Consider the following 25,552-nt stretch of genomic DNA (forward strand, 5'->3'; position numbering starts at 1 on the left):
TGTTTCTGTTATGCTGTTATGTTATTGTAAAACAACTGTTATCCGGTTCTTTAAATTTATGGCTGGATATTATCCGTATCTGGATTAGGCTTAGCGGTATTCTGTCCGCTTCCAAGTATGATATCCGGTGCGCCGGTCAGATTCACATTCCGGTTGACCTTGGCATCGTATGTATCTGCCTTCATGATTTCGGCCAGGTCCACGCCTGTGGTTTCCTTCATGGATTCAAAAAGTTTTGCCATGACAACCGGAACATTTCCGGCAATGGCTCCCACCCCGTTATCCGAATCATGGCCGCTGCCGCCGATGATGGTAATCTTGTCAATCTGTGACAGAGGTTCCGCAATCTTTCCGGCAATGTCAGGAAGTACCTGAATCATCATTTCAGCCATGGCCGCCTTATTATACTTCTGGTAAGCCTCGGCCTTTTTCTCCATACCTTCCGCCTCGGCCAGGGCCTTGGCGCGGATGGCTGCAGCCTCGGCTTCGCCCTTGGCCCGGATACCTTCCGCCTCCTGGACCATGGAATACTTCTGGGCTTCGGCAATGGCTTTCTGCGCCTCGGCGTCCTTTTCACGCTCATACTGCTCTGCATCTGCCTGGGCCTTCTTAGCCAGTGCTTCCTGCTCCTGCTCATACTTCTTGGCTTCTGCCTCGCGCTGGCGCCTGGTCAGGCCGGCGGCCGCTGCCTGCTCAATGGCATATCGGTCTGCATCTGCCTTTTTGTTGACTTCGGCTTCCAGGGCCTGCTGCTGCACCAGTACTTCCTGTTTGCGCAGCTCAGCTTCACGTTCAGCCCTGGCAATCTGTGCATTGACCGTGGCGGTCTGGATGGTTTTCTGCTGCTCCTGTTTCTGGATTTCGTAGGCAGCGTCAGCCTCGGCTTTCTTGGTGTCGGACGCCTTTTGAAGTTCAGCCTTCTTGATGGCCAGCTCGTTGTTTTTCTGGGCAATCTCTGTTTCCGCAGCCACCCTTGCGTCGTTGGCCGCATTGTCAGCCGCTGCCTGGGCAATGGCGATGTCACGTTCCGCCTCCGCCTTTGCGATGGATGCATCCTTGCGGATTTTGGAGGTGTTATCCATACCAAGGTCCTGGATGAGTCCGTGTTCATCCGTCACATTCTGGATGTTGCAGGAAAGGATGTCGATACCCAGCTTCTCCATATCCTTGGAGGCCTTAATCATGACCTGGTCAGAGAAGGAATCGCGGTCCGTGTTAATGGCCCTGAGTGTAAGGGTGCCGATAATCTCACGCATGTTGCCCTGGAGGGAATCCTGCAGGTCTGCGGCAATGTTTGCCGGCTCCTTGTTCAGGAAGTTCCTCATGGCCAGCTTCATCCGTTCGTCATCATCAGCAACCCTTATCTTGGCAACAGCATCCACCATGACATTGATGAAATCGTTGGTGGGGATGTATTCATCGGTCTTGATATCCACTGTTATCTGCCCCAGATACAGTTTATCCAGCTGCTCAAAAAAGGGAATCTTGATGCCGGCCCGGCCTATGAGAACCCTTGGCTGCTTGCGCAGGCCGGAGATGATGTAGGCGTGGTCCGGCGGCGCCTTTACATAGCCCTGGGTGATGATGATGAGAACCAGGATGACCGGGAGAATGAATCCCAGAGAGGTGAGAATAAAGTCTAAATCAAACATAAGGACTCCTTTCTGCATGTAAAAATATTTTATTTTGCTAGGTATTATTGTATCATATGCTGGAAAATTAAGGAATAGTGATTCCGAAAATCGACAGAATTCGTAGGATATTATTAATAAATTTTCTGATACATAAAGATGGTATTAACAAGTGTTAGGCGGTTTTCGAGTTTGTTAAAAATTAAATTGTATATTGACAAGTACAATCCCCTTGTGATATTATGGAAAAAATACAAAAAAAGTTAGAATATACAAAAAAATTTAGGCATATTAATTTTTAGGTGTATACAGGCAGGGGGTGCAGTATGAGAATTGGAGATGGACGCGGTCATTTGCGATACCGCAAGCGAGATGATTTAAAAAAGTCAGTAAAAGTTATACAGGGTCTTTTTGGCGGGAGTAACCGGTAAGGTTGCTCCCGCCTTAACTTTGTATAATTTTTCACAATACAATCCTCCGAAGACAAAGGAGGAAACCTGCGGTGAGGGAGCCGACAGACAGACTGCAGCTGTCTGCCCGGCCAGCAGCGCAACGCTTTTTAGAGGTGAGCCACTGCGCAAAGCGGTCAAGGGACGGCCGTTTTCGTGCCAGTGGCATGTATTGCACACAAGCGCCGGATAACGGGCGGTAAGTGCTCATAACAAGGAGGAATGAAGTGATGGGTGAAAACACACATGCATGCTGCTGTGACCACAGTGAAGAAGCGCTGTTAAAGCGGATTGGCGAGTTGGCGGCGGAATACAGGGGGAAAGAGGGAAGTCTGATACAGGTCCTTCATATGGCGCAGGGAATATACGGTTATCTGCCTCTGGAGGTACAGAAGGTCATAGCGGATGCGCTGGAAATCAGTCTGGCAGAGGTATCGGGGGTGGTAACATTTTATTCATTTTTCTCTACCCAGCCCAGGGGAGAACACACCATACGTGTCTGTCTGGGGACAGCCTGCTATGTAAGGGGCGGCAAGAAAATCGTGGAGCGGTTAAAGGAACTGCTGGAGGTGGAGATTGGCGGGACAACGGCTGACAGGAAATTCACGTTTGAGGTGGCCAGATGCATCGGGGCCTGCGGCCTGGCTCCGGCCATGTCAATCGATGACCAGGTTTACAAGCAGGTGAATCCTGACAAACTGGAACAGATTCTGGAACGCTACTATGAAGAGGAGGGGCAGGAGTAATGGATGCAGTGAAAAACCGTGAAGATTTATTAAACATAAAAGAAGAATATCTGAGACGGCAGAAGTCCTACCGGCGTCAGGTGCTGGTGTGCGGCGGAGCAGGATGCATATCCTCCAACTGCGGGGAAGTAAGGGATGCGCTCATAAAATCAGTGAGTACATATAAGCTGGATGATGAAGTTAAGGTTATGGTTACCGGGTGTATGGGTACATGTGCCATGGGACCTGTTATCCTGATTGAGCCGGAGGGGATTTTTTACACAAAAATGAATCCGGAAAAAGCAGAGGATGTGGTGGCCAGACACCTTCTGAAGGATGAGGTGTGCGAGGAATACACTTATTTTGACGAGGAGGAGGGAGTCCATGTACCAAGGATGGAGGATATTCCCTTCTTCAAGGGCCAGGTCAGGGTGGCGCTCAGAAACTGCGGCCATATGGAGTACGCTTCCCTGGAAGCTTACATATCCAGGGACGGATACGGCGCCCTGGCAAGGGCCCTGTCGGAAATGACGCCGGCCCAGGTGGTGGAGGAAATAAAGGCATCGGGCCTGAGAGGGCGCGGAGGCGCCGGATTCCCCACCGGAGTGAAATGGGAAGCAGGATTAAAGGCTGTGTCTGAGGACGGACGCAAATTCATGGTCTGTAATGCGGACGAAGGGGACCCGGGCGCATTTATGGACAGAAGCATCCTGGAGGGCGACCCCCACAGCATTATCGAGGGAATGATGCTGGGAGGCTACGCCATAGGAGCATCCAGGGGGTATGTGTATGTAAGGGCAGAGTATCCCATCGCTGTAGAGCGTCTGGGCAATGCCATTGACCAGGCCAGGAAAGCGGGAATCCTGGGAGAAGACATCATGGGAAGCGGCTTTTCCTTTGACCTGGAAATCCGCATCGGTGCAGGTGCTTTTGTCTGCGGCGAGGAGACATCCCTTCTGGCTTCCATTGAGGGAAAGAGGGGCGAGCCAAGGCAGAAGCCCCCGTTCCCATTTGAAAAGGGGTTATTTGAAAGCCCCACCATCATCAATAATGTGGAAACCCTGGCAAATGCAGCTCCTATTATCCTGAACGGGTCCGGGTGGTACCGGGGATTCGGCACTAAGAAGAGCGCCGGCACAAAGGTATTTGCCCTGGCAGGAGATATTGTCAATGCAGGCATTATCGAAGTTCCCATGGGAACGGTTCTGGGGGATATCATATACAAGATTGGCGGCGGAATCATTGGCGGCAAGAAATTTAAGGCCATCCAGTCAGGCGGCCCCTCCGGCGGATGTCTGACCAAGGCCCATCTGAACACGCCTGTGGATTATGAATCCCTGTCAAGTCTGGGAGCCATCATGGGTTCCGGCGGACTTATTGTCATGAATGAGGACACCTGTATGGTGGATACGGCGCGGTATTTCATGGATTTCATCTGTGATGAATCCTGCGGTAAATGCCTGCCCTGCCGCAACGGTACCAGAAGAATGCTGGAAATACTGGAGCGCATCACCGAGGGCAAGGGACAGCCTGAGGACCTGGAGCTTCTGGAGGAACTGGCCAGAACCATCCAGCAGACAGCCATGTGCGGCCTGGGGCAGACCGCGCCCAATCCGGTCCTGTCTACCCTCAAATATTTCCGCAGCGAGTATGAGGCGCATATCTATGAGAAGCACTGCAGCGCAGGCGTCTGTGCCGAGCTTCAGACCGCCCCCTGCCGCAATGCATGTCCTGCCAATGTGTTCATACCCGGATATATGTCCCTGCTGGCGGCAGGCAGAACCGAGGATGCGTACCGCCTGATTCGCCAGGATAATCCGTTCCCGGCAGTGTGCGGACGCGTCTGTACCCATCCCTGCGAGGACCATTGCCGGCGCGCCCAGGTGGATGAGCCTTTGGCTATCTGCTCCGTGAAGCGCTTCATCGGCGACTATGCGCTGCGGGATGAGTACAATGTGCCTCTGGTTGAACCCAGACCCGCTACCGGCAAACACATATCCGTTATCGGGGCAGGTCCGTCGGGCCTTACCTGCGCTTACTATCTGGCTAATATGGGCCATGAGGTTCATGTGTATGAGGCGGAGTCCGTGGCCGGCGGCGTTCTGTACTGGGGCATTCCGGAATACCGCCTGCCCAAGGCTGTGTTGCAGAAGGAGATTCACGCCATAGAGAGGAGCGGCGTGCAGATTCATCTGAATACCAGGATAGGTTCCGACATTACCTTTGAGGATATGAAGAAGCAATCGGATGCAGTGTACATTGCCTCCGGAACCCAGGTTTCAAGGCTGCTTGATGTACCGGGTGAGGACCTTAAGGGCGTGGAAAGCGGACTTGGGTTCTTAAAGCGCATCGGCCTTAAGAAGGATATGTCCGTACCCAATAAGCTGGTTGTAATCGGCGGCGGCAGCACGGCCATGGATGTGGCCAGAACCGCTGTACGTCTGGGAACCTCCGAAGTGACTGTGATTTACCGCAGGTCTGAGAGGGAGATGCCTGCGGGAAAGGATGAAATAATTGAGGCCAGGGAAGAGGGCGTGAAGCTCATAGCCATGGCATCGCCGGTGGAATTCCTGGGCGCGGAAGGAAAGGTGACAGGAATTCACCTGGTACGCAGGAAGGAGACCGACTACGGAAGCGACGGGCGCAGGCGCACGGCCCATATTCCGGATTCCGACTTCTTCCTGGAGTGCGACGGCATTGTTACAGCCATCAACCAGGATGTGGACCATCAGGTTTACCGCACAACCCATGTGGAGGCTGCCAAGAACGGCAAGCTGGATATTGGCAGGTTTACCTCTGAGACAGGAGAGTCAGGCGTATTTGCAGGCGGCGATGTAAGCCCATGGGGCGCCAACGTTGTAATTCATGCCATTGCAGACGGCAAGAGGGCTGCTGTGAAGATAGACCAGTACCTTGGAGGCAGGGGCGAACTGAATATGGGCGAGTGGTTTGACATACCTGAGATAGCAGATATCGAGGTCAATGAACCTCATAAGCGCTTCCCGACCAGGTGTCTGTCCGTGGATGAGCGCAGGGACAATTTCAGGGAAGTAAACTGCGGATTCCACAAGCTGGATGCCATGGGCGAGGCTCTCAGATGCCTGCATTGTGACAGGAGATAGGAGGTAGATTATGATACATATAACGATAAACGGAAAACCGGTGGAGGTTTCAGAGGGCTCCACCATCATGGAAGCGGCTGAGACAGTGGGAATCAGGATTCCCAGTCTGTGCCATATGAAGAATGTGCATCAGTACGGCTCCTGCCGTATCTGCGTTGTGGAGGTGGAGGGCATGAAGAATCTTCAGGCCTCCTGTATGGCTAAGGTAAGGGAGGGAATAGTCATAAGGACACACTCCCCCAAGGTGCTGGCAGCCAGGAAGGTGCTCTATGAACTGCTGCTGTCCAACCATCCCAAGGATTGTCTGAACTGCAGCAGGAACACCAACTGCGAGCTTCAGGAGCTGGGCTATGAGCTGGGCGTGGGCGAGAGCCGGTTTGAGGGAGCCATGACCAAGCCGCTGGTGGATATTTCACCGTCCATCACAAGGGATACCAGCAAATGTATTCTCTGCCGCAGGTGCGTCACTGTGTGCAGCCAGATTCAGAAGGTGGGAGCGATTCAGGCCCAGAACCGCGGATTTGATACCGTGGTAAGTCCGGCTATGGGGCTGCCTCTTAACTCTACGGCCTGCGCCATGTGCGGCCAGTGTACCGTGGTCTGTCCAACCGGGGCCCTGAAGGAGACAGACGGCCTTGCGCCGGTGTGGCGCGCATTGGCTGACCCTGAGAAGCGGGTGGTGGTCCAGGTGGCCCCGGCAGTGAGGGCTGCCCTGGGCGAGGAATTCGGCCTGCCGGTAGGAACCCCTGTCACCGGGAAAATGGCCACGGCCCTTCACGAAATTGGCTTTGACGATGTGTTCGATACCCTGTTTTCCGCCGACCTTACCATATTGGAGGAGGGGACGGAGCTTCTGGGACGGCTCAATGCAGCCCTGAAAGGGGATGAATCACAGAAGGAGAAAGCCGTGCTCCCTATGATTACCAGCTGTTCCCCTGGCTGGATTAAGCATATCGAGCATCAGTTCCCGGAGGAGTTAGACCACCTGTCCACCTGTAAGAGCCCCCATACCATGCTGGGTGCCGTGGTGAAATCCTTCTATGCAGAGCGCACAGGCACTGCTCCGGAAAACATGTTTGTTGTATCGGTTATGCCCTGTACGGCCAAAAAGTATGAGATACAGCGTCCGGAAATGGAAGTGGACGGCCATCGGGATGTGGACGCAGTGCTGACCACCAGGGAGCTGGCCCGGATGATTAAGACAGCTGGCATTGATTTTGTAAACCTTCCGGAAGGTGAGTTTGACGCACCTCTGGGACTGGGAACAGGCGCAGCTGATATCTTTGGCGTAACAGGAGGCGTTATGGAGGCAGCCCTGCGCACGGTGTACGAGGTGGTGACCGGGAAGGAGCTTCCCTTTGACAAGCTGCATGTGACGCCTATCGTGGGCCTGGAGCAGGTAAAAACAGCTTCCATCACAATTGAGGATACCCTTCCTGCATATGAACATTTGAAGGGAGTGACTGTGAATGTAGCGGTCACCAGCGGACTGGAAGGCGCTTCCATGCTCATGGACGAGGTGGCGGCAGGCACTTCGCCCTATCATTTCATAGAGGTAATGGGATGCCCGGGCGGCTGTATCAACGGCGGCGGACAGCCCAGATGCACAGAGGAAAATTACCGCGAAAAACGTTCGAAAGCACTCTACAGCGAGGATGAGCGCAAGGTACTGCGCAAATCCCATGAAAACCCGGATTTAATGAAGCTTTACAGCGAGTATCTGGGAGAGCCGAATGGATATTTATCCCATCATCTGCTGCATACCCATTATGTGAAGAGAGGGAAATATAACCAGCTGGTTTAGCGGGATAAAGGGCAGGAAGGCTGATTGGGATTTCAGGTGTTTTTTTGGGGTTTTTAATCCTGGATGTTCAGTATGGGTAAAAATCAGCAGATAATAAATCAGGATGTCAGATAAAGGAGGATTTGCGGCCGGGAAGCCAGACAGGATTCGGTTCCCGGCCCCTGTCTTTTCGGATGTATCTTGCAATGAAGTTCCCGGTGTGTTATATTAAAAAAACCAGGCGTCATGGCGCAATATATATGAGGGATTGCGCCATAATCCAATGTGATTAAATAAATGAACGTTCTGAGATAACAGAATTCTATAAAAATCAAATTTTAAGTGTCTACGTAAAAATCTGCCCACAATATCGGGCAAGAAATCCAATGAATCAAGTGAAGAAACGAAACAGGAATAAGAAATATCAGGCAATGCGCCCTTGTCTGCCAAGGTGGGATTAAGTATAATGGAGGCAGGTTCCTGTATGGTTTGCCGTAACAGGAGGCTGTATGGGAGAAAGAAGCCTGGGAACAGAGGGCCTGAGAAATCAGCGGACAAGCAGCAGTAATTTTCGGACAGAGAGAAAAAGGGAATCGAGCAGGTGGAAGATATGAACAGAAAGATTATTATTTTTAAACAGATGGTGATTCCGTTTGCGGTTCTGTCTATTCTGATAGTAAGGGATTATGCAATAAAGGAATTGAGCAAAAAAACCTTTGGTATACTATTTCAGCTTAAGATAATTAATTTTATCATGTATTTAATATGCGGAATTTTAATTTCAGAGATAATAAGAATTAGCTTAAAGTACCGAGACAGGCTCTCTCTAACGGTTGTTGTTTTTAATATTATTGTACTGTTACTGATTTACAGATTTACACCTTTGGGATTTTTACATAATCAAAATTTTCAATATACCAATCTTTTGCTAATTGGGTGTCATATTTATATGGCTTTTATATTATTCAAAAAAGAAAGATAAGAACATGAAAAATGGCAAGAAGAAAGCTTTATGAGTCTTTGGGTCGGTGACATGATTGACTTGTGCGCTGGCGTTCACATAATATGCGAATGAAAACTATTGTCTAGTATGGAAAAAGGTGAGTCCGTAAAAGTATACTTTTGCGGACTGCCTTTTTTTGAGGGATAAGATGTCTAAAGTATCACAAAACAATGTCTCTTCCGCCGCGATAGGTTTCTGCACATATAAGATTTGTCAAAGCGGCCTGAAAGGGATTCTGTCACTGACTTTGCCCAAAATGTGTCCCGTTCTTCAGCACATCAATCTGTTCTTTCCGGAATTGCTCTGCCAACTGCAGGGAATTGATGATTTTATTGTACTGTTCATTGCAGCGGTCGGCAGCCATGCGCAGGGATAGCAGCATTTTCCGGCAGGAGCTTTGGGCAGGAGAGCCTTCGCTGCGTTTGTTTGCCACGGAGCTGCGGGGCGACTGCAGGGAAGCCCATTCCGACTCGGTCAGCGTGGTGTCATGGCCTAAATGCTGTTTACTGCTTTTGTTGAGCTGCTTAAGGGTGATTTTGCTGCTGGGATTATCTCCCTGGGCCCTGACGGCTGAAGCAATGATGTTGTGGGCGCTGCGGAACGGAATGCGGTCCTTCTGCACCAGAAAATCTGCCATATCCGTCAATATGGAATCATTTATGCTCGCCATGAACTCCATGCGGTCATAGTGAAAGGTGATGTCCTGCAGCGTGCCGATGGACAATTCCAGTATTCCGGTTACCTGTTCCACGGCATCCCAAAATGGAGGCATACATTCAAAAAGGTCCCGGCAATGGCCGTAGCTGGTTCCCTTCAGGCACATTGCAATATCCAGATAAGTGCTGGTAAGGTGGGAGGATTTACTCTTTATATGCTCGATTGACAGCGGATTCTTCTTCTGCGGCATGATGCTGCTGCAGCATGAGTAAGCATCGGAAAAACTTACATAATTAAATTCCGCTGTGGACCAGAGATACAAATCCTGGGCAAACCGGGACAGGGTGGAACCCATGGTGGAAAAATCAGCCGCAAGCTCCAAGAGATAATCCCTGGTTGCAACTGCATCCAGCGTGTTGGTTATGATACCGTCAAATCCCAAAAGCTGGGCCGTGTATTCCCGGTTGATGGGAAAGGACGTACCGGCCATGGCGCAGGCGCCAAGGGGGGAACGGTTCAGGTTCTGATAGGCGGACAGCAGCCTGTCCATATCCCGCACCAGCGCCTCTGCAATGGCCAGGAAATAATGGTCCAGGGTAATGGGCTGGGCCGGCATGCAGTGGGTGTATCCGGTGATGATGCGGCCCTGGTTTTCTTCGGCGAGAGCCAGCAGACGGCGTATCAGCGCCAGCAGCCGTTCATAAACCGCCAGCATGCTGTCCCGGATACCCATCCGCATCACTGTGGGAGTCATATCATTGCGGCTTCTGCCTGTATATATTTTTCCTGCCAGGTCTATTCCCAGATGGGAAATTAAATATTGTTCAAAGTTTAAAAAATAATCCTCGTTAAGGGGATTAAAGCCAATGGTCTGCGGATGCATGTCCATCAGGGGAACAATGAAATCCAGGGCCTTTTTTCCGTCCTCCTGGGATATCAGCTTTTGCTCGCACAGCATCAGGATATGGCTGATATGGGTCAGCAGAAGGTTCTGGTATGAATGCTCCATATCATCCTGGAGAATGGGCATATAGATGTATTTGCACACTGAATCACTGGGCTGCGTGGAGAGCCTGTTTCTGGAATAAGCGGGCTGAGTGACATAGGTGCCGGAACCCTGTTTGCGCACTAAAAGACCGCCTTCTACCATCTTGTTCACTGCCTGGCGTATGGTGGTGCGGCTAACCCCGAAAAATTGGCATAACTCTGTCTCTGTGGGAAGCTTAAATCCAGAAGGCCACTCACCTGATTCGATTTTTGTCCGGATATAAGTCTCTACCTGATAGTAAAGAGAAACTCCTTTTTGATTAAAAGAGGTATTGGACAAGAGGATAACCTCCCTTCATAGGTCATAATCTGAACTGTTCAATATTATATCATTGTTTTGAGCGTGTTTCAAGCAATACCAGACCTATGGACTGCATGTATCATCTTAAAGATATCTAAAAAGATATATATTACATAATGCTAAAAGAAAAATAATTAACTGGAAATTGCTGTTAAAAATAAAAATGGGAGGGGGATAATCCGGCAATTATCGGTATAACATGACAAATAATCAAAAAAGTATTGTTATATAGTTGACAATATTAGACATATCATATAGAATATAGGTATCGTAAATGAGATGTATTCATATCATTCAAAAAAACTATAAGAGGAGGAAATGTATGAAGAAGCTGGGAAAAACACTTATCCAAGTGCAGTATGGCGCATCGATAGTGGCTGCTCTCATGTTATTAGTCATGATTGGCTACGAGGTATTTGCGCGGTATGTACTGAAATCGTCGCTGATGGGCATCGAGGAATTGATGTTATTTCCTATTATATGGCTTTATATGCTGGGCGGTGCCAATGCATCCTATGAAAAAAGCCATATTGAGTGTGGAATCCTGACCCTTTACATTAAGAAGGAGCGCTCGAAACTGATTTTTGATGCAATCAAACGTACACTGTGTATCATTATTCTTGCCTGGATTTGTTACTGGGGTTTTTATTTCTTTTCCTATTCCCTTAAGACCTGGAAGTTAGCTGACATTACATACGCTCCTCTGTTTTTTGCAAACATAGCGCTTACCATTGGTTTTGTACTGATGTTCATTTATGCGGCAAGGGATGTATATCTGGCCTACCGGGCCTTGATTCGTCAAATAAAAAACAAGGATGAGGCAAAGGAAGGAGGTGAAAACGTATGACTTCCCTATCAGTTATTTTGATGGACGTAATACTGCTGGTTTTTCTTCTGATGATGAGTATTCCGCTTCCGGTCTGCTTTGCCGGAGCGCTGCTGTTCCTGAGCCTTTTTGGCGATGTATCCATGAAGACCATGCTGATTTGGGTATTTTCCCAGTCCACGGGAACCGTTCTCCTGGCCAGTCCCTTGTTTATTCTGGCAGGAACCTACATGGGGGGCAGCGGAATTGCAAAGCGGTTATTGGACTGTGTGGATGCATTTGTGGGCCACATTAAATCCGGTCTGGGCGTGGTGGCTGTTCTTGTGTGCGCCATCATGGGCGCCATATCGGGAAGCGGATTTACGGGGGTGGCGGCCACAGGCCCTATTATGATTCCAAAGATGGAAGAGCAGGGCTATCCCAGAGGGTATGCAACGGCGCTGGTAACCGTATCTTCTGTTCTGGGACTTCTGATTCCTCCCAGTGTGGTCATGATTATGTTTGGATGGGTGACGGAATGCTCGATTCTGGCCTGCTTTTTATCCACGCTTGGTCCGGGACTGATTATCACTGCATTGTTTTGCATCATCCATGTATTCTGGAGCCGTAAATTTGATTTAAAAGTCACGGAAAAGAAACCCTTTGGGGAATTTGCATCAAATGCCGGGAAGATGACCTTCAAGGCTGTGCCGGCCCTTATCATGCCCCTCATCATACTGGGCGGAATCTACGGGGGCGTGTTTACACCCACCGAGGCGGCTGCCATAGCAGCCATCTATTCCATCCCCATCGGATTGTGGGTATACAGGGCCTGTACCTTTAAGGGCTTCCTGGCAATGACAAAGGAGGCCACCAGCACGGTTGGTTCCATCATGGTTATGATTGTATGCTGTCTGATGCTGAGCCGCGTGTTTACGGTTTACCGTGTGCCGGAGCTGGTGCTGGAGCTTCTGATGAGCATCACCACCAATAAATATATACTGCTGTTCATCATTGATATCTTCCTGTTCATCGTGGGGATGATAGTCAATGACACCACAGGCGTTCTGATATGCGCACCCCTGCTTATGCCTGTTATGAATCAGCTGGGAATCAGCCCCATCCATTTTGCCTCCATCATGGGCGTGAATCTTGCCATGGGCGGAGTTACCCCGCCGTATGCCAGTATTCTTTATCTGGGAATGAGGATAGGCAAAGCGGAATTCCATGAGATTCTGAAACCCACCATGACGTTTTTGGTGCTTGGCTATGTTCCCATCGTATTTCTTGTCACCTATTGGCCGGATTTGGCCCTCGCTATTCCGAGAATGGCTGGTTTTGCTGTATAAGAGATTGGTTTCTTACCATTAGAAAAGGAGAACACTATGAAAAATTTAAAAAGAGGACTTTCGATAGCAATTGTTGCAGCAATGGTATTAGGCATGACGGCATGCGGCGGTTCCGGCAAAGCGGAAAGCGCAGGCAAGACCGCTGAGAAAAAGTCATTTTCGCTGAAACTCAGCCATTACCGGGCAGAGGGGTCACCGGCTGATATCAACGCCAAGGAATTTGCCGATAACGTGAAGGCGGGCGACGATTCCCTGGAGGTGGTGGTATATCCGGCCGCGCAGCTGGGAGATTATACGGCGGTTCAGGAACTGGTAAGCGTGGGTGATGTGGAAATGCAGATGGCCACCCTCAGCTCCACTGTGGATAAATACCTGGGAATCACAAGCGCACCTTATATCTGCGCTACCTGGGATGAAGCAAAGGCAATTTTCAGCCGTGACAGTGAGTTTACGGAAACCATCAGAAAACATCTGGAAGACCAGAACATTAAACTGCTGTCGGTTTATCCTCTGTACTTTGGCGGCGCCATCCTGAATGAGGAGCCGAAGGAACCGGCGAACCTGGATATCAGGGAAGGATATAAGGTCCGCTGCCAGACCATGAAGGGCGCGGAGCTGGTGACAAACATGCTGGGCTACAATGCAACGCCCATGGCTCTTAACGACTGCTTTACCGCCCTGCAGACCGGCGTCATTGACGGAATGATTGGTTCGGGAGCCGAAGGATATTACAGCAGCTACCGCGATGTGGCAACCTATTATCTGCCGTATAATGACCATTTTGAGGTATGGTACCTGTATATCAATCTGGACAAATGGAATGAGATGACAGCAGAACAGCAGAATGCCCTGCAGACAGCAGCCAATAAACTGGAAGACGACCGGTGGGAGGTAGCGCCCAAGGAAACAGCTGAGTATGAAAAAAAGCTGGAAGACTACGGAATCAAAATCATAGAGTTTACGGATGACGAGCTTCAGAATTTCTACAACAAATGCTGGGAGTCTGTATGGCCTGAGCTTACTGAATTATACGGGGAAGACGCCGTGGAATTAGTGAAGAATCTGAAGGCGCAGGCTAAATAAAATCATTTTGCAAGGAGGAACCAGACATGGGTCACCCATTCCGGTGTATTACCAATAATCCAATGCTGATAGACCGCGGCTTTACTGACCTGGAGTATTATGAAACAGATGTTTTGGAACTGTTCAGAGTGGTTTTTCAGAAGGTAACATGCGGGTACCGCCTTCTCACGCATCCGCTGACAGGAAGCATCCGGCCGGATATCACGCCTTATAAGACAGTACTGCTGTCAGGGACAGCAGGGACAGTGGATTTGGAATCAGTGACCCTGATTGAGAAGGCCATCCGCTATGCAGAGGATTTATACAGGCTGAGGGAAGTGCCTATTTACAGGAAATGGGGGAAGGCAGCCCTGGAAGACTTTCAGTGCATTGATTTATCCATTATTGAGCGGGCGCTGGAAGTGGAGGAAATGGGTAAATAAACTGATATTGGAGGAAACATAATGAAACTGACACTGAATAAATTTCATGTACAGGACATTCAATTTGCAGAGGCCAGCAGCTTTTGCCATGGTGTCTTATACATAAATAAAGCAGAATTGGCTGAGTATCTCATGGAAGATACCAATATCCACAGCGTGGATTTTGACATAGCAAGGCCGGGGGAGTCTGTGAGAATCGTGCCCATTAAGGATGTGGTCCAGCCGCGTTACAAGCAGAGTGGCACAGGGCAGGTATTTCCGGGATTTGTGGGGGATGTGGAAACAGTTGGAAATGGTGAGACAAATGTGCTGGAGGACTGTGCGGTCGCCACATCCGGGAAAATCGTGGCCTTTCAGGAAGGCATTATCGATATGTCGGGTCCTGGGGCGGAGTTTAACAGTTTTTCAAACATGAACATCCTGGTTCCCCTGATTTTCCCGGTTGAAGGGCTGGATAAGCACACCCACGAAGCCACGGTCCGCATCGCAGGCCTTAAGACCGCTGCGTATATGGCTAAAACTACTCTGGGCCTGGAGCCGGATGAGAGGGAAGTGTTTGAACATGAAAGCATCCTGGAGATGGGGCGCAAATACCCTGATTTGCCAAAGGTGGTATATGTGGACATGGTTCAGTGCCAGGGATTGATGCACGATACATATGTATATGGCCTCAATGTGAAGGGAATCCTTTCCACCATGATTGGCCCCCTGGAGGTGCTGGACGGAGCTATTATCAGCGGAAACTGTGCGGCGCCCGGACATAAGAATGCCACCATTCACCATGAGAACAATCCCATTATTCTGGATTTGCTGCGCAGGCATGGGAAGGAGCTGTGCTTTGTGGGCGTCCTTCTGAGCAATGAAAGCGCCATGCTGAAGGAAAAGAAACGGGCGGCATATTATACCAGCAGCCTGTCTGAACTGTTGGGCGTGGACGGTGTGATTGTCAGCGAGGAAGGCGGAGGAAATCCGGAGACGGATTTGATGTTTAACTGCAGGCTCCATGAAAAAAAGGGAATCAAGACTGTACTGGTTACGGATGAGTACTGCGGGCGCGACGGGGCATCCCAGGGACTGGCGGATGTAACCCCGGAGGCAGATGCAGTGGTAACCAATGGAAACGGCAACCAGTTTGTGGTCCTTCCGAAGATGGAGAAGGTGATTGGAGACATAGAGACGGTCCGCATCATCACAGGGGGAAATGTGGACAGTATAGGCGAGGACGGGACTGTTTCCGTGGAGATTGCGGCAATCATGGGCTCATGCTGTGAAATGGGGTATGAGCATATGACAACACGTTTGCGGTAGAGGAGAAACCATATGAAGAGAATTGTACATTATCTGAATCAGTTTTACGGTCAGATTGGCGGGGAGGAGTTTGCCGACCAGGAGCCAATCCTGCGGGAGGGCATTGTGGGACCCGGAACAGGTCTGCAGGCTGTCCTGGGGGAAAAGGCCCGGATTGTGGCCACTGTAATCTGCGGAGATAACTATTTTGCAGACCACCAGGAGGAGGCGCTGGATAAAATATTATCCATGACAAAGGAGCTGGCGCCGGATATGTTCATTGCTGGTCCGGGGTTCAATGCAGGACGCTACGGACTGGCCTGTGCAACCATCTGCGATGCGGTTAAGAGGCAGTTTTCCATCCCGGTCCTGACGGCATTGTATCCGGAGAATCCGGGAGCCGAAATGTTCCGCAATAAGATATATATTGTGGAGACAGCCATCTCTGCCGCGGGTATGCGTCAGGCCCTGCCTGTTATGGGTAAGCTGGCGGAAAAACTGCTTGAAGGGGAAGAGATTGGATTCCCGGAGGAAGAGGGATATATTGCCCAGGGATTCCGCGTGAATGTGCACACGGAAAAGAACGGCGCAGAACGTGCAGTGGACATGATGATAAAGAAGCTGCGGGGAGAACCGTATGTCACAGAGCTTCCCATGCCTGTATTTGACCGTGTAAAGCCGGCTCCCGCTGTAAAGGACATAGCTCATGCCAAAATAGCATTGATTACATCCGGCGGCATTGTGCCTCAGGGGAATCCGGACCATATCCCGTCGGCCAATGCCAGTATATACGGCGTCTACGACATAGAGAATCTGGACCGTCTGACCAGCCAGGGGTTCATGACAGTCCATGGGGGATACGACCCCGTATACGCAACAGAGGACCCGAACCGTGTACTTCCCCTGGATGTGTGCAGGGAAATGGAACGGGAAGGGGAAATCGGGGAGCTGTACGGACGGTACTACAGTACGGTGGGCAACACCACTGCAGTGAGCAGCGCAAAGAGGTTTGCTGAGGAGATTGCCCAGGATATGATGCAAAGCGGAGTGCAGGCGGCTATCCTCACATCCAACTGAGGGACCTGTACCCGTTGCGGCGCAACGATGGCTAAGACAATAGAGAGTTTTGGAATTCCGGTTGTACATATCTGTTCCATTGTACCTATTTCCATGGCAGTAGGAGCCAACCGAATCATACCGGCAGTGGGGATTCCCTATCCTGTGGGAAATCCGGGCCTTCCAAAGGAGGAGGAGCTCCAGGTAAGAAGGCGCATTGTGAAAAAGGCGCTGGAAGCATTGTCCACGGACATTGAAGACCAGACTGTATTTGAATGATGATGAAGAATTGGCTGAAAAATGAGGCGCTGAGGCGCTGCCTTTTTCCTCTGGCATTTTTATGTATCTTTATCGTATGGAGACTGGCGGAACACGGTTTTCGGAATATATGGATATATTTGCTGCTGACGGCCGGCGTCATATGCCTGGCCCTGGACCGTGTCTTTAAACCCTGGGAGCATTACAGGATGAGAAAACGCCGGGAGAAGGAACAGCAAAAACAGGATAAGAAACTATAATATGAATCAGATATTCAGACGGAAGCGGATGCAGGCGTAACCTGTGCATCCGCTTCTTTCATTTCCGCCTGGTTGGTTTTTCCTTTGTGCAGCGGAAAAATCAAATTTTATCTTTTGGCCGCGGCTTGTTATAATAAGGCCATAAAAGACAGGAGGGATAGAACGTGAACGATTTTTTATGGGGAGGAGCAACTGCCTCCTACCAATGCGAGGGCGGCTGGCAGGAAGGCGGAAGGGTGGAATCCATGTGGGATGTGTATTTGCATGAGAACCATCTGGAGAACGGGGACGTGGCCAGCGACCATTACCACCGTTTCAGGGAGGACATCCGCATGATGAAGGAGGGAGGCCAGAACAGCTACCGTTTTTCACTGGCCTGGCCCAGAATCATCAGAAACAGGGAGGGGGAAGTGAACCAGGAGGGCGTTGATTTTTACAATCAGCTGATTGATGCCTGTCTGGAATATGGAATCACACCCATGGTAACCATTTTCCATTGGGACCTGCCCCAGTACCTGGAGGAACAAGGCGGATGGCTGAACCGTGAAACATGTGCGGCATACACCCATTATGCAAAGATATGCTTTGACCGGTTTGGGGACCGGGTAAAGCTGTGGGCAACCTTTAATGAGCCAAGGTATTATACCAACAGCGGTTATCTAATCGGCAACTATCCTCCGGGACACCAGGATATTCAGGAGACAGTTACTGCTTCCTACTATATGATGCTGGCGTCCGCCATGGCTGTGGAGGCATTCAGGGCAGGCGGATATGACGGGCAGATTGGAATTGTGCACAGCTTTTCTCCTGTCTATACCACGGACACAAGGGTGGAGTCAGCCATAGCCGAGAGATTTGCCGATAATTTCTACAATAACTGGATACTGGATACAGCGGCCCTGGGAGAAATTCCGGGAGATTTGCTGGGAGAGCTTAAAAAGACCTGCGACCTGTCCATGATGACTCCGGAAGACTTAGCCGTCATCCGCCGCAACAGGGTGGACTATCTTGGACTGAACTACTATGCCAGGGTCATGGTAAAGCCTTATGAGAGCGGGGAGACAACCCTGATAGTCAATAACCAGGGAAAGAAGGCAAAGGGGACTTCCCAGACCATCATTAAGGGCTGGTTTGAACAGGTAAGGCCGGAGAGCAGCCGTTACACGGAGTGGGATACGGAGATTTTCCCGGAGGGGTTGTATGAGGGGATACGAAGGGTATGGAATAAATACCATCTTCCCATCTATATCACGGAAAATGGAATCGGACTCTACGAGGATATATCTGTGAGCCAGGTGGAGGACGATGACAGGATTGAATTTATGGACATGCATATTGCAGCGGTGCTGAAAGCCAAGGAGGGAGGCTGTGATGTGCGGGGGTACTATGCCTGGTCGCCTTTTGATTTGTATTCCTGGAAAAATGGAACTGAGAAGCGCTATGGACTGGTTGCCATTGATTATGAAAACGGACTGGAACGCAGACCGAAAAAAAGCTATTACTGGTATAAGGATGTAATTGAAACGGAAGGAAAACATATTACAGGAAAATAATGGGGGAGTGTTATATGAATATACAGAGTATGAGCGTTTCAATGGAAAAATATGTTATGCCCATTGCCAACAAGCTGGGGAATGAGATACACCTGCGGGCAATCCGGGACGCCTTTATGTCCCTGCTGCCAATTACTTTTACAGGAGGTATTGCCGCCGTACTGAGCTCTGCTCCTTCTGCAGATGCCGCCGGAACGGGAATCACCCTGGCCTGGGCCAGGTTTGTGGAGAGCAACAGCATGATTTTCTCCTGGATTAACGCGCTGACATTGGGGGCCATGTCCCTTTATATCTGCATTGGAATCATCCATTTTCTGTGCAAGAGCCGGAAAATAGAGTCGTTTCTGCCGATTCTCCTGGGAGTCTGCGGATTTCTGATGCTGATTGCAGAGCCTGTGTCCCTTGGATGGGACGGAAAGATGGCGGAGCTGTCTTATATGGACGGCAAGGGGCTGATTCCGGCCATGTTTATATCCATACTGACTGCGGATTTGTATTGTTACATGAGGAAACGGGATTTTGGTAAGATTTCCCTGCCGGATACAGTGCCTGCATCTCTTTCGGATGTATTTGCCTCCATAGTGCCGGGGGCGGTACTGATGGTAATCTACATCGCGCTGTTTGCAATCATGAATAAAGTGGGAACCACGCTGCCGAAACTGATTTACAATGCCATTTCCCCGTCCCTGACAGCGGCGGACAGTGTTGGTTTCACCATTATCATTACACTGATGGTACATATTTTCTGGTTTTTCGGCATACATGACGCCGCCCTTTCAGGCGTGCTTGCGCCTATCCGTGACGGTAATTTATCCATCAATGCGGCTGCCCATGCAGCCGGGCAGGCCCTTCCGTCCATTTTCACCACGCCGTTCTGGGTATATTTTGTGGTGATTGGAGGATGCGGTTCCGTGCTGGCCTTGACAGCGCTGCTGTGCTTTTCAAAGTCAAAGCAGCTAAAGACCATTGGAAGGCTGGGAATTGTACCTGCGTTTTTCAATATCTCAGAACCTGTAATCTTCGGCCTGCCTCTTATGCTGAATCCTGTATTTTTCGTACCATTCCTGCTGACTTCGGTTATTAACGGCACTGCCGCGTATCTGACCATGCAGGTCGGCCTGATTGGAAAGAGCTTTGCCATGCTGTCCTGGCAGATGCCTTCTGTTATTGGAGCATTTTTTTCAACCATGGACTGGAAAGCGCCGCTGCTTATCCTGGTTTTGATTGTGGCAGACGGGCTGGTGTATTTCCCGTTCTACAAGATTTATGAGAAGAATATGGTCAAGCTGGAAAGCGGGGAAGAGGGAAACTAAATAGAAACAGCCATTTAAAATAGTAATCCAGGACAATGGTTCCAAAGGGGAATCCACAAAAACCAATCCAAAAAAGGAGGATATAAATATATGAAACGAATCGTATTATTATGCAATGGCGGTTTATCCACCGGAATTCTTGTAAAAAAAATGAAAGCAGCAGCAGAGGCCCAGGACTTTGCATGTGAGATTTCAGCTGCCCCTGTTTCCGATGCGGAGGCAGTGGGAGCAGAGGCAGACCTGATTCTCCTGGGCCCCCAGGTGCGGTTCCAGATGGAGACCGTGAAAAAGCAGGTGTCATGCCCCGTGACATCCATCGACCCTGTGTCATACGGCACAATGAATGGGGAGAAGGTATTAAATCAGGTAAAAAAAGAATTGGGGGAAGCGTAATGGAGGATATGGAACTGATTTGCCTGCAGATTATCAGCAATGCAGGCGAGGCCAGGAGCGAGTCCATGGCTGCCCTGGCTGCTGCCAGAAACAGCAGATTTGACGAGGCCGGGGAACATCTGGCTGCCGCCGGGGAGAAAATGAAAGAGGCGCACCATGTACATACCAGGCTGATAACCATGGATGCCAACGGGGAATTGGATAAAATCAGTCTTATCATGATTCACAGCGAGGATATTATGATGGGGGCGGAGATTACATTGGCTCTGGCAAAGGAAATTGTGGAGCTGTACAAAAGCAGAGCTTAGAAACGGGAAGGTGATAAGTTCCCGGGTGGAGCCGGGAGCTGTCCGGAATCATGATAAAGGGAAGGGATACAGAGATGGAGAAGCAGATGAGAATAAAAAAATGGTGTATATGTATGGTATTGATTACGGGGATAGCGGCATTGTCCGGCTGCCGGAAACAGGCTGATGGGGAACAGGCAGAGCCGCTGGCAGCAGAGCAGAAAGCCGTCACAATTTATCTGGTCCGGCACGGAAAGACCTTTCTGAACACCACAGGACAGGTGCAGGGCTGGGTGGATTCGCCTCTCACGGAGGAAGGGGAATCCCAGGCTGATGCGGCAGGAAGAGGGATGAAGGATATTCCGTTTGTCACTGCGTTTTCCAGCGATTTGGGCAGACAGCGTGCAACGGCAAAGCGTATTCTGGCCCAGAATCAAGGGGACATCCCTGAGCTGCAGGAAGTCATCGGGCTGAGGGAAGAGTTTTACGGCGGCTTTGAGGGCAAACCGGATGCGGAGCTGTGGCGTCCGATTTACGAAGCCAACGGGGTTTCCTATGATGAGAACCAGTCAACCTATCTGAATCTGTCAAAAAAGGAGAAGGTGGATACAATTGCTGCCATTGACCCGCTGCATATGGCGGAGAACTATGAGGATATCTCAAAACGTTCCATTGAGGTCATGGATACAATTGTAAAGACAACCCAGGAGGCAGGCGGAGGAAACGCACTGGCGGTATCCAGCGGCGATGAGATTGCAACCATTCTGGATTTGCTGGTGCCTGAGCAGTATCAGGGGGAGCATATATCAAACTGCAGCGTAACGGTCCTGACTTATGAGAATGGCGGGTATACGCTGGAAACGTGCGGGGATGTGAGCTATATGGAGGCAGGAGAAGAAACGGAATAAATCAGTTAAAAATACATTGCAGGGAAGCTGGCAGCCTGACAGGGGAAGATACATACCCGGTCAGGCTGTTTCTGCCATTTATACAGTTATAAAAGGTCAGTCTAAATCAATAAATCCATAAACTGCCGGCAATCCCTGACCTTTGCCAGCTTGTAAATGGTATTGGTTTTAAACAGGTTATCAATCATTACATTATAGACAGGAATAATGGTGTGGTTCCAGGTTGGGGCAAGGGCAAAGAGAAAGATGATTTTCACATTGTACTCGCCCCAGGGGAGCTTGTTTTTCAGCACGCAGACGCAGACAGCTGTCCGCCTTGCGTTGTTTTCCATGGCGTGGGCAAAGGCAAAGCCGGGTTCAAAGGCAGTAGGTGCAATGGATTCGCGCTGCATAACGCTTTCCAGGAACCCCGGTCCCACATATCCCTGCTCATAAAGCCTTTCGCACAGAAAGGCCACTGCATCCTGGCGGGAATCGAATTCCATGTCGGTAAAGAACAGGGAGGGTTTGAATAAGGTCCTGAAATAGGTCCTGATGCTGTTGACCTCGCTGTCCCTGACAACAGTGAGCAGCTTTTCCTTCTCATGATAGTTCAGAAAGTTCCGGCACAGGATTACCGGCACCTCCCCGGGCTGGAAGGGGAGGGGGACCGTGGTGAGGACGGCCAGGATGTCTTTGGGCATTTCCAGGGGACAGTCAAAGATGGACCAGGTATAGGCTATTTTAAAGCGGCACTCGCCCATGTCCTCCAGGCGCTTGACTATAAGCTCTTTGATTTGTTTTCCGTAGGGATTAACCAGCGCCACCTTTTGCTCTGTCTTTCCGAGATTTGTCTCCATGGCCCGTATGAAGTGTATGGCGAAAAGGCTGATTTCGTCTTCGCTCAGGGATGTGCCTGAGAGATTGTTGAACCGGTCAGCGAAAAAAATGGCAATGTCGTATTCCAGCGGATATTTGGATTTAATAGTAGCAAGCACCGGATTGATGACGTACTGTCTGTGCCGCCTCCGTTCCAGGGCGCCGTGGAGCTGCTCGGTCATTTCATGACAGAATTCCTTATCAATGGTAAAATCAAAACCATATTCCACGTTGATTTCAATCAGTATCTTTTCCAGGAGAGTTTGGGCCTGGCTGTCCGGTTTTTCGTTTACGTGATAGAAATCATTTTGAAAGAGTCTGGAGAAGTACCTGTGTTCCGAGGGTGGGAAGGTGATAAAAAGCCGTGAACCCAGTTCTTCTAAAAAATGCCTGCCCGTGCTTAAGGCATCTTCATCGGGTTCATTGTCAGGTGACATTTCTGGCATAAAAAAGCCGCATACAGCCCGCTCGGCCATGACAGCAGTGCCGATGAGCAGGCGTACAATGGTGGTGTCATAGAGGTGCCGCCGGAGAAGGTCCAGTTCCCGGAACATCAGTTCCTTCAGCTCCTTTAAATCTACAATGTCAAAAAAAGGCTGGAATTGTTCCATATCAAAATAATGGTTAACATTCCGGTTCATGATATAGAGGGTGTAGTAGGAACGTTTTTGTTCCTCTGAGGCGGACAGGGAGAGGACTCCGTTCTGTTTGATGATGGCCGGCTGGCCGTGGCGTCTGGTCATGTTCCGGTTCAGCTGGGCCACCATTTTAGTGAGCAGGGCATCGCTGATGAACAGCTCATCCGCCAGTTCCAGATAAGGTGTTTCCCGGCAGAACAAAACCTGCCGGATGATAACCCATTCCAGGTCGTCTTCCGGAAGTCCGTTTTCTGAAGTTCGGACCCGCTTTTCCCGATGTCCGGCGTCTATGAAGTAGCCCTGTCCTTTTTTTGAGCAGATAACCTCCTGCGCCTGGGACCCGTTGATTTCCTTGATATCGCTTCTTACGGTCCTGTCGCTGATATGCAGAAGGGCGGCAATCTGCTGGGATGTCAGGCAATCATGTTCTGCCAGTAAATCCCAAATCCGTTTCTGACGTGCAGTCATGGTATCCTCCTGGAATGTAGCAAAACAGCGGATGCAGGGGCAAGCCTGCGGTCCGCTGTTTTGCATATATGTACATTGCTTGCAAAAACCATTGAAAATCTGTCTTTACGGAATTTACGTGATTATGGTGTGGTGATTAGTGCTGGTTAATGCTCCTCTTTACATAAGTGGTGTGGAGCAGGTGATGTGCTTTCTCACTTCCTGGCTCGCCCAGGTAAGTGGCGTAGAGTTCCTTGATGGCAGGATTCTCATGGGACTTACGGATTGGGTTGCCTAAATCGATATCGTAGAGCACCTTTGCCCTCAGACTGCGGATGTCCGTTGTGTTGCGCACATGTCCTGGCTGCTGGGGCTGTCCGCCGCCGTTTACACAGCCGCCGGGGCATCCCATGATTTCGATGAAGTGATAGCTGGCTTCACCGGATTTAACCTTATTCAGCAGTTCTCTGGCATTGCCCAGGCCTGAAGCTACTGCAATCTTTACTTCCATGCCGGCTACATTGTAGGTGGCTTCCTTGATTCCCTTTGTGCCGCGGACTTCTGTGAAGTCCGGCTTGGGCAGCTCTTCGCCTGTCAGGGTTTCCACGGCAGTTCTGAGGGCGGCTTCCATAACTCCGCCTGTTGCGCCGAAGATAACGGCTGCGCCGGTTCCAAGGCCCAGAGGTGCGTCAAACTCCTCATCCGGCAGGTCTAAGAACCTGATGCCGGCCTTCTTAATCATGCGGGCCAGCTCCCTGGTGGTGATGGATATGTCCACATCCGGCATTCCGTTGGCATCCTCGTCCTCGCGGCCAATCTCAAACTTCTTGGCAGTACATGGCATTACGCTTACGCTTACAATGTCCTTCGGGTCAATTCCTGCCTTCTCGGCATAGTAGGACTTGGCAATGGCGCCAAACATCTGCTGAGGAGATTTACAGGAAGACAGGTTCTCTGTCATGTCCGGGAAATAGTGCTCGCAGTATTTTACCCATCCAGGTGAACAGGAAGTGATGAGCGGCAGTACGCCTCCGTTTTGTACACGGTCAATAAACTCATGCGCTTCCTCCATGATGGTAAGGTCTGCGGAGAAATTGGTATCAAATACCTTGTCAAAGCCCAGACGGCGCAGGGCTGCAGCCATCTTGCCTTCCACATCCGTGCCGATAGGCAGTCCGAATTCCTCGCCAAGTCCTGCGCGTACAGCAGGGGCAGTCTGGACAATCACATGCTTTTTGGGGTCTGCTATGGCTGCAAATACATCTGCGGTGTAATCCTTCTCAGTCAAGGCGCCGGTTGGACATACGGCGATACACTGACCGCAGGATACGCAGGAGGTCTCTCCCAGGCCCATCTCAAAGGCAGAGCCGATGGAAGTGGCAAATCCGCGGTTGTTGGCGCCGATAACGCCGATGCCCTGTATGTTTTCGCAGACAGCCACACAGCGGCGGCACAGGATACATTTGCTGTTGTCCCGAATCATATGGGCGGCAGAGGTGTCAATCTCAGACGGGGTAATCTCTCCGTCATAGTAACCCTCGTCGTCAACGCCCAGCTCATGGGCCAGCTCCTGAAGCTCGCAGTGTCCGCTGCGGACACAGGACAGACAGGAACGGTTGTGGTTGGATAACAGGAGCTGTAATGTCTTCTTCCTGGAATCCAGTACTTTAGGTGTATTGGTAAATACTTCCATGCCTTCCTCAGCAGGATAGACACAGGAAGTTACCAGTTTTCCATTCTTTAATTCTACTATACAGATACGGCAGGCACCGATTTCATTGATTTCCTTTAAGAAACACAGAGTAGGAATCTCGATATGTGCCAGTCTGGCTGCCTCCAGGATTGTGGAACCCTTGGGAGCGGTGACTGCAATGCCGTTGATTTTAAGATTAATTGTCTCCATCGTATATTCCCTCC

At 50.2% G+C, this 25,552-nt stretch carries 20 protein-coding genes; 16 read left to right on the forward strand and 4 right to left on the reverse strand.

The window, feature by feature from the left end:
- Nucleotides 1–56: 56 nt before the first annotated feature.
- Nucleotides 57–1,652 (reverse strand): SPFH domain-containing protein, encoded by a 1,596-nt coding sequence (locus I2H39_RS21805; RefSeq protein WP_195627521.1) that lies wholly within the window; start codon nt 1,650–1,652, stop codon nt 57–59.
- A gap of 658 nt (nt 1,653–2,310) precedes the next feature.
- On the opposite strand from I2H39_RS21805, the gene nuoE reads away from it, so the two are divergent.
- The 4 genes from nuoE (at nt 2,311) to I2H39_RS21825 (ending at nt 8,692) form a co-directional block, all read left to right on the forward strand.
- A complete protein-coding gene (nuoE, locus tag I2H39_RS21810; protein ID WP_138309207.1) occupies nt 2,311–2,826 on the forward strand; it encodes an NADH-quinone oxidoreductase subunit NuoE in 516 nt (171 codons plus the stop codon).
- On the forward strand, nt 2,826–5,927 hold the full coding sequence (locus I2H39_RS21815; RefSeq protein ID WP_138309208.1) for an NADH-ubiquinone oxidoreductase-F iron-sulfur binding region domain-containing protein: 3,102 nt from the start codon (nt 2,826–2,828) through the stop codon (nt 5,925–5,927). The genes nuoE and I2H39_RS21815 overlap by 1 nt, the downstream gene beginning before the upstream one ends.
- Before the next feature lie 10 nt (nt 5,928–5,937).
- Nucleotides 5,938–7,731: an NADH-dependent [FeFe] hydrogenase, group A6 gene (locus I2H39_RS21820; RefSeq protein ID WP_195627522.1), complete on the forward strand. Its 1,794-nt coding sequence runs from the start codon at nt 5,938–5,940 to the stop codon at nt 7,729–7,731.
- Nucleotides 7,732–8,320: 589 nt separating this feature from the next.
- Entirely contained in the window at nt 8,321–8,692 is a 372-nt protein-coding gene (locus tag I2H39_RS21825) for a hypothetical protein (protein WP_195627523.1), read from the forward strand.
- 259 nt (nt 8,693–8,951) lie between these two features.
- On the opposite strand, the gene argH is transcribed toward I2H39_RS21825, so the two are convergent.
- Nucleotides 8,952–10,697, reverse strand: coding sequence for an argininosuccinate lyase (gene argH / locus I2H39_RS21830; protein WP_138309211.1), 1,746 nt, complete (start codon nt 10,695–10,697; stop codon nt 8,952–8,954).
- A 343-nt stretch (nt 10,698–11,040) separates the two neighbouring features.
- Here argH and I2H39_RS21835 point away from each other — a divergent pair, with 343 nt between their 5' ends.
- The 12 genes from I2H39_RS21835 to I2H39_RS21890 all read left to right on the forward strand — a co-directional run bounded on the left by I2H39_RS21835 (nt 11,041) and on the right by I2H39_RS21890 (nt 21,692).
- A complete protein-coding gene (locus I2H39_RS21835) occupies nt 11,041–11,565 on the forward strand; it encodes a TRAP transporter small permease subunit (protein WP_138309212.1) in 525 nt (174 codons plus the stop codon).
- Complete coding sequence (locus I2H39_RS21840) at nt 11,562–12,872, forward strand: TRAP transporter large permease (protein WP_195627524.1); 1,311 nt, start codon at nt 11,562–11,564, stop codon at nt 12,870–12,872. Before I2H39_RS21835 ends, I2H39_RS21840 begins: the two co-directional genes overlap by 4 nt.
- 36 nt (nt 12,873–12,908) lie before the next feature.
- Nucleotides 12,909–13,955, forward strand: coding sequence for a TRAP transporter substrate-binding protein DctP (gene dctP, locus I2H39_RS21845; RefSeq protein WP_138309214.1), 1,047 nt, complete (start codon nt 12,909–12,911; stop codon nt 13,953–13,955).
- Between the two features lie 26 nt (nt 13,956–13,981).
- Nucleotides 13,982–14,377, forward strand: a complete 396-nt coding sequence (locus I2H39_RS21850; protein WP_138309215.1) for a GrdX family protein — start codon at nt 13,982–13,984, stop codon at nt 14,375–14,377.
- A gap of 21 nt (nt 14,378–14,398) precedes the next feature.
- Nucleotides 14,399–15,685, forward strand: a complete 1,287-nt coding sequence (locus tag I2H39_RS21855) for a glycine/sarcosine/betaine reductase component B subunit (protein ID WP_195627525.1) — start codon at nt 14,399–14,401, stop codon at nt 15,683–15,685.
- A 12-nt stretch (nt 15,686–15,697) separates the two neighbouring features.
- Nucleotides 15,698–16,999, forward strand: coding sequence for a glycine reductase complex selenoprotein B (gene grdB / locus I2H39_RS21860; protein ID WP_138309217.1), 1,302 nt, complete (start codon nt 15,698–15,700; stop codon nt 16,997–16,999).
- Nucleotides 16,996–17,238, forward strand: coding sequence for a hypothetical protein (locus I2H39_RS21865; protein ID WP_227147044.1), 243 nt, complete (start codon nt 16,996–16,998; stop codon nt 17,236–17,238). The genes grdB and I2H39_RS21865 overlap by 4 nt, the downstream gene beginning before the upstream one ends.
- A 164-nt stretch (nt 17,239–17,402) precedes the next feature.
- Nucleotides 17,403–18,791 (forward strand): glycoside hydrolase family 1 protein, encoded by a 1,389-nt coding sequence (locus I2H39_RS21870; protein WP_195627526.1) that lies wholly within the window; start codon nt 17,403–17,405, stop codon nt 18,789–18,791.
- Between the two features lie 29 nt (nt 18,792–18,820).
- A complete protein-coding gene (locus I2H39_RS21875; protein ID WP_243129980.1) occupies nt 18,821–20,104 on the forward strand; it encodes a PTS transporter subunit EIIC in 1,284 nt (427 codons plus the stop codon).
- 90 nt (nt 20,105–20,194) lie between these two features.
- Complete coding sequence (locus I2H39_RS21880; RefSeq protein ID WP_138309220.1) at nt 20,195–20,497, forward strand: PTS sugar transporter subunit IIB; 303 nt, start codon at nt 20,195–20,197, stop codon at nt 20,495–20,497.
- Nucleotides 20,497–20,805: a PTS lactose/cellobiose transporter subunit IIA gene (locus I2H39_RS21885; protein ID WP_138309221.1), complete on the forward strand. Its 309-nt coding sequence runs from the start codon at nt 20,497–20,499 to the stop codon at nt 20,803–20,805. The genes I2H39_RS21880 and I2H39_RS21885 overlap by 1 nt, the downstream gene beginning before the upstream one ends.
- A 50-nt stretch (nt 20,806–20,855) precedes the next feature.
- On the forward strand, nt 20,856–21,692 hold the full coding sequence (locus I2H39_RS21890; protein ID WP_227147041.1) for a histidine phosphatase family protein: 837 nt from the start codon (nt 20,856–20,858) through the stop codon (nt 21,690–21,692).
- Between the two features lie 101 nt (nt 21,693–21,793).
- Here I2H39_RS21890 and I2H39_RS21895 read toward each other — a convergent pair whose 3' ends face one another.
- The gene (locus I2H39_RS21895; protein ID WP_138309222.1) at nt 21,794–23,656 is read right to left on the reverse strand and encodes a PTS sugar transporter subunit IIA; all 1,863 of its coding nucleotides are present in this window, start codon (nt 23,654–23,656) and stop codon (nt 21,794–21,796) included.
- A gap of 136 nt (nt 23,657–23,792) precedes the next feature.
- Entirely contained in the window at nt 23,793–25,538 is a 1,746-nt protein-coding gene (locus tag I2H39_RS21900; protein ID WP_138309223.1) for an NADH-dependent [FeFe] hydrogenase, group A6, read from the reverse strand.
- Nucleotides 25,539–25,552: the final 14 nt, after the last annotated feature.

This window comes from Clostridium sp. 1001283B150225_161107_B6 (assembly GCF_015556325.1).
Taxonomy (GTDB): Bacteria; Bacillota; Clostridia; order Lachnospirales; family Lachnospiraceae; genus Enterocloster.

Coding starts and splice junctions, on each gene's coding strand:
- I2H39_RS21805 (WP_195627521.1), bottom strand. CDS start 1,652: ATGTTTGATTTAGACTTTATTCTCACCTCTCTGGGATTCATTCTCCCG.
- nuoE (WP_138309207.1), top strand. CDS start 2,311: ATGGGTGAAAACACACATGCATGCTGCTGTGACCACAGTGAAGAAGCG.
- I2H39_RS21815 (WP_138309208.1), top strand. CDS start 2,826: ATGGATGCAGTGAAAAACCGTGAAGATTTATTAAACATAAAAGAAGAA.
- I2H39_RS21820 (WP_195627522.1), top strand. CDS start 5,938: ATGATACATATAACGATAAACGGAAAACCGGTGGAGGTTTCAGAGGGC.
- I2H39_RS21825 (WP_195627523.1), top strand. CDS start 8,321: ATGAACAGAAAGATTATTATTTTTAAACAGATGGTGATTCCGTTTGCG.
- I2H39_RS21835 (WP_138309212.1), top strand. CDS start 11,041: ATGAAGAAGCTGGGAAAAACACTTATCCAAGTGCAGTATGGCGCATCG.
- I2H39_RS21840 (WP_195627524.1), top strand. CDS start 11,562: ATGACTTCCCTATCAGTTATTTTGATGGACGTAATACTGCTGGTTTTT.
- dctP (WP_138309214.1), top strand. CDS start 12,909: ATGAAAAATTTAAAAAGAGGACTTTCGATAGCAATTGTTGCAGCAATG.
- I2H39_RS21850 (WP_138309215.1), top strand. CDS start 13,982: ATGGGTCACCCATTCCGGTGTATTACCAATAATCCAATGCTGATAGAC.
- I2H39_RS21855 (WP_195627525.1), top strand. CDS start 14,399: ATGAAACTGACACTGAATAAATTTCATGTACAGGACATTCAATTTGCA.
- I2H39_RS21865 (WP_227147044.1), top strand. CDS start 16,996: ATGATGATGAAGAATTGGCTGAAAAATGAGGCGCTGAGGCGCTGCCTT.
- I2H39_RS21875 (WP_243129980.1), top strand. CDS start 18,821: ATGAGCGTTTCAATGGAAAAATATGTTATGCCCATTGCCAACAAGCTG.
- I2H39_RS21880 (WP_138309220.1), top strand. CDS start 20,195: ATGAAACGAATCGTATTATTATGCAATGGCGGTTTATCCACCGGAATT.
- I2H39_RS21885 (WP_138309221.1), top strand. CDS start 20,497: ATGGAGGATATGGAACTGATTTGCCTGCAGATTATCAGCAATGCAGGC.
- I2H39_RS21890 (WP_227147041.1), top strand. CDS start 20,856: ATGATAAAGGGAAGGGATACAGAGATGGAGAAGCAGATGAGAATAAAA.
- I2H39_RS21895 (WP_138309222.1), bottom strand. CDS start 23,656: ATGACTGCACGTCAGAAACGGATTTGGGATTTACTGGCAGAACATGAT.
- I2H39_RS21900 (WP_138309223.1), bottom strand. CDS start 25,538: ATGGAGACAATTAATCTTAAAATCAACGGCATTGCAGTCACCGCTCCC.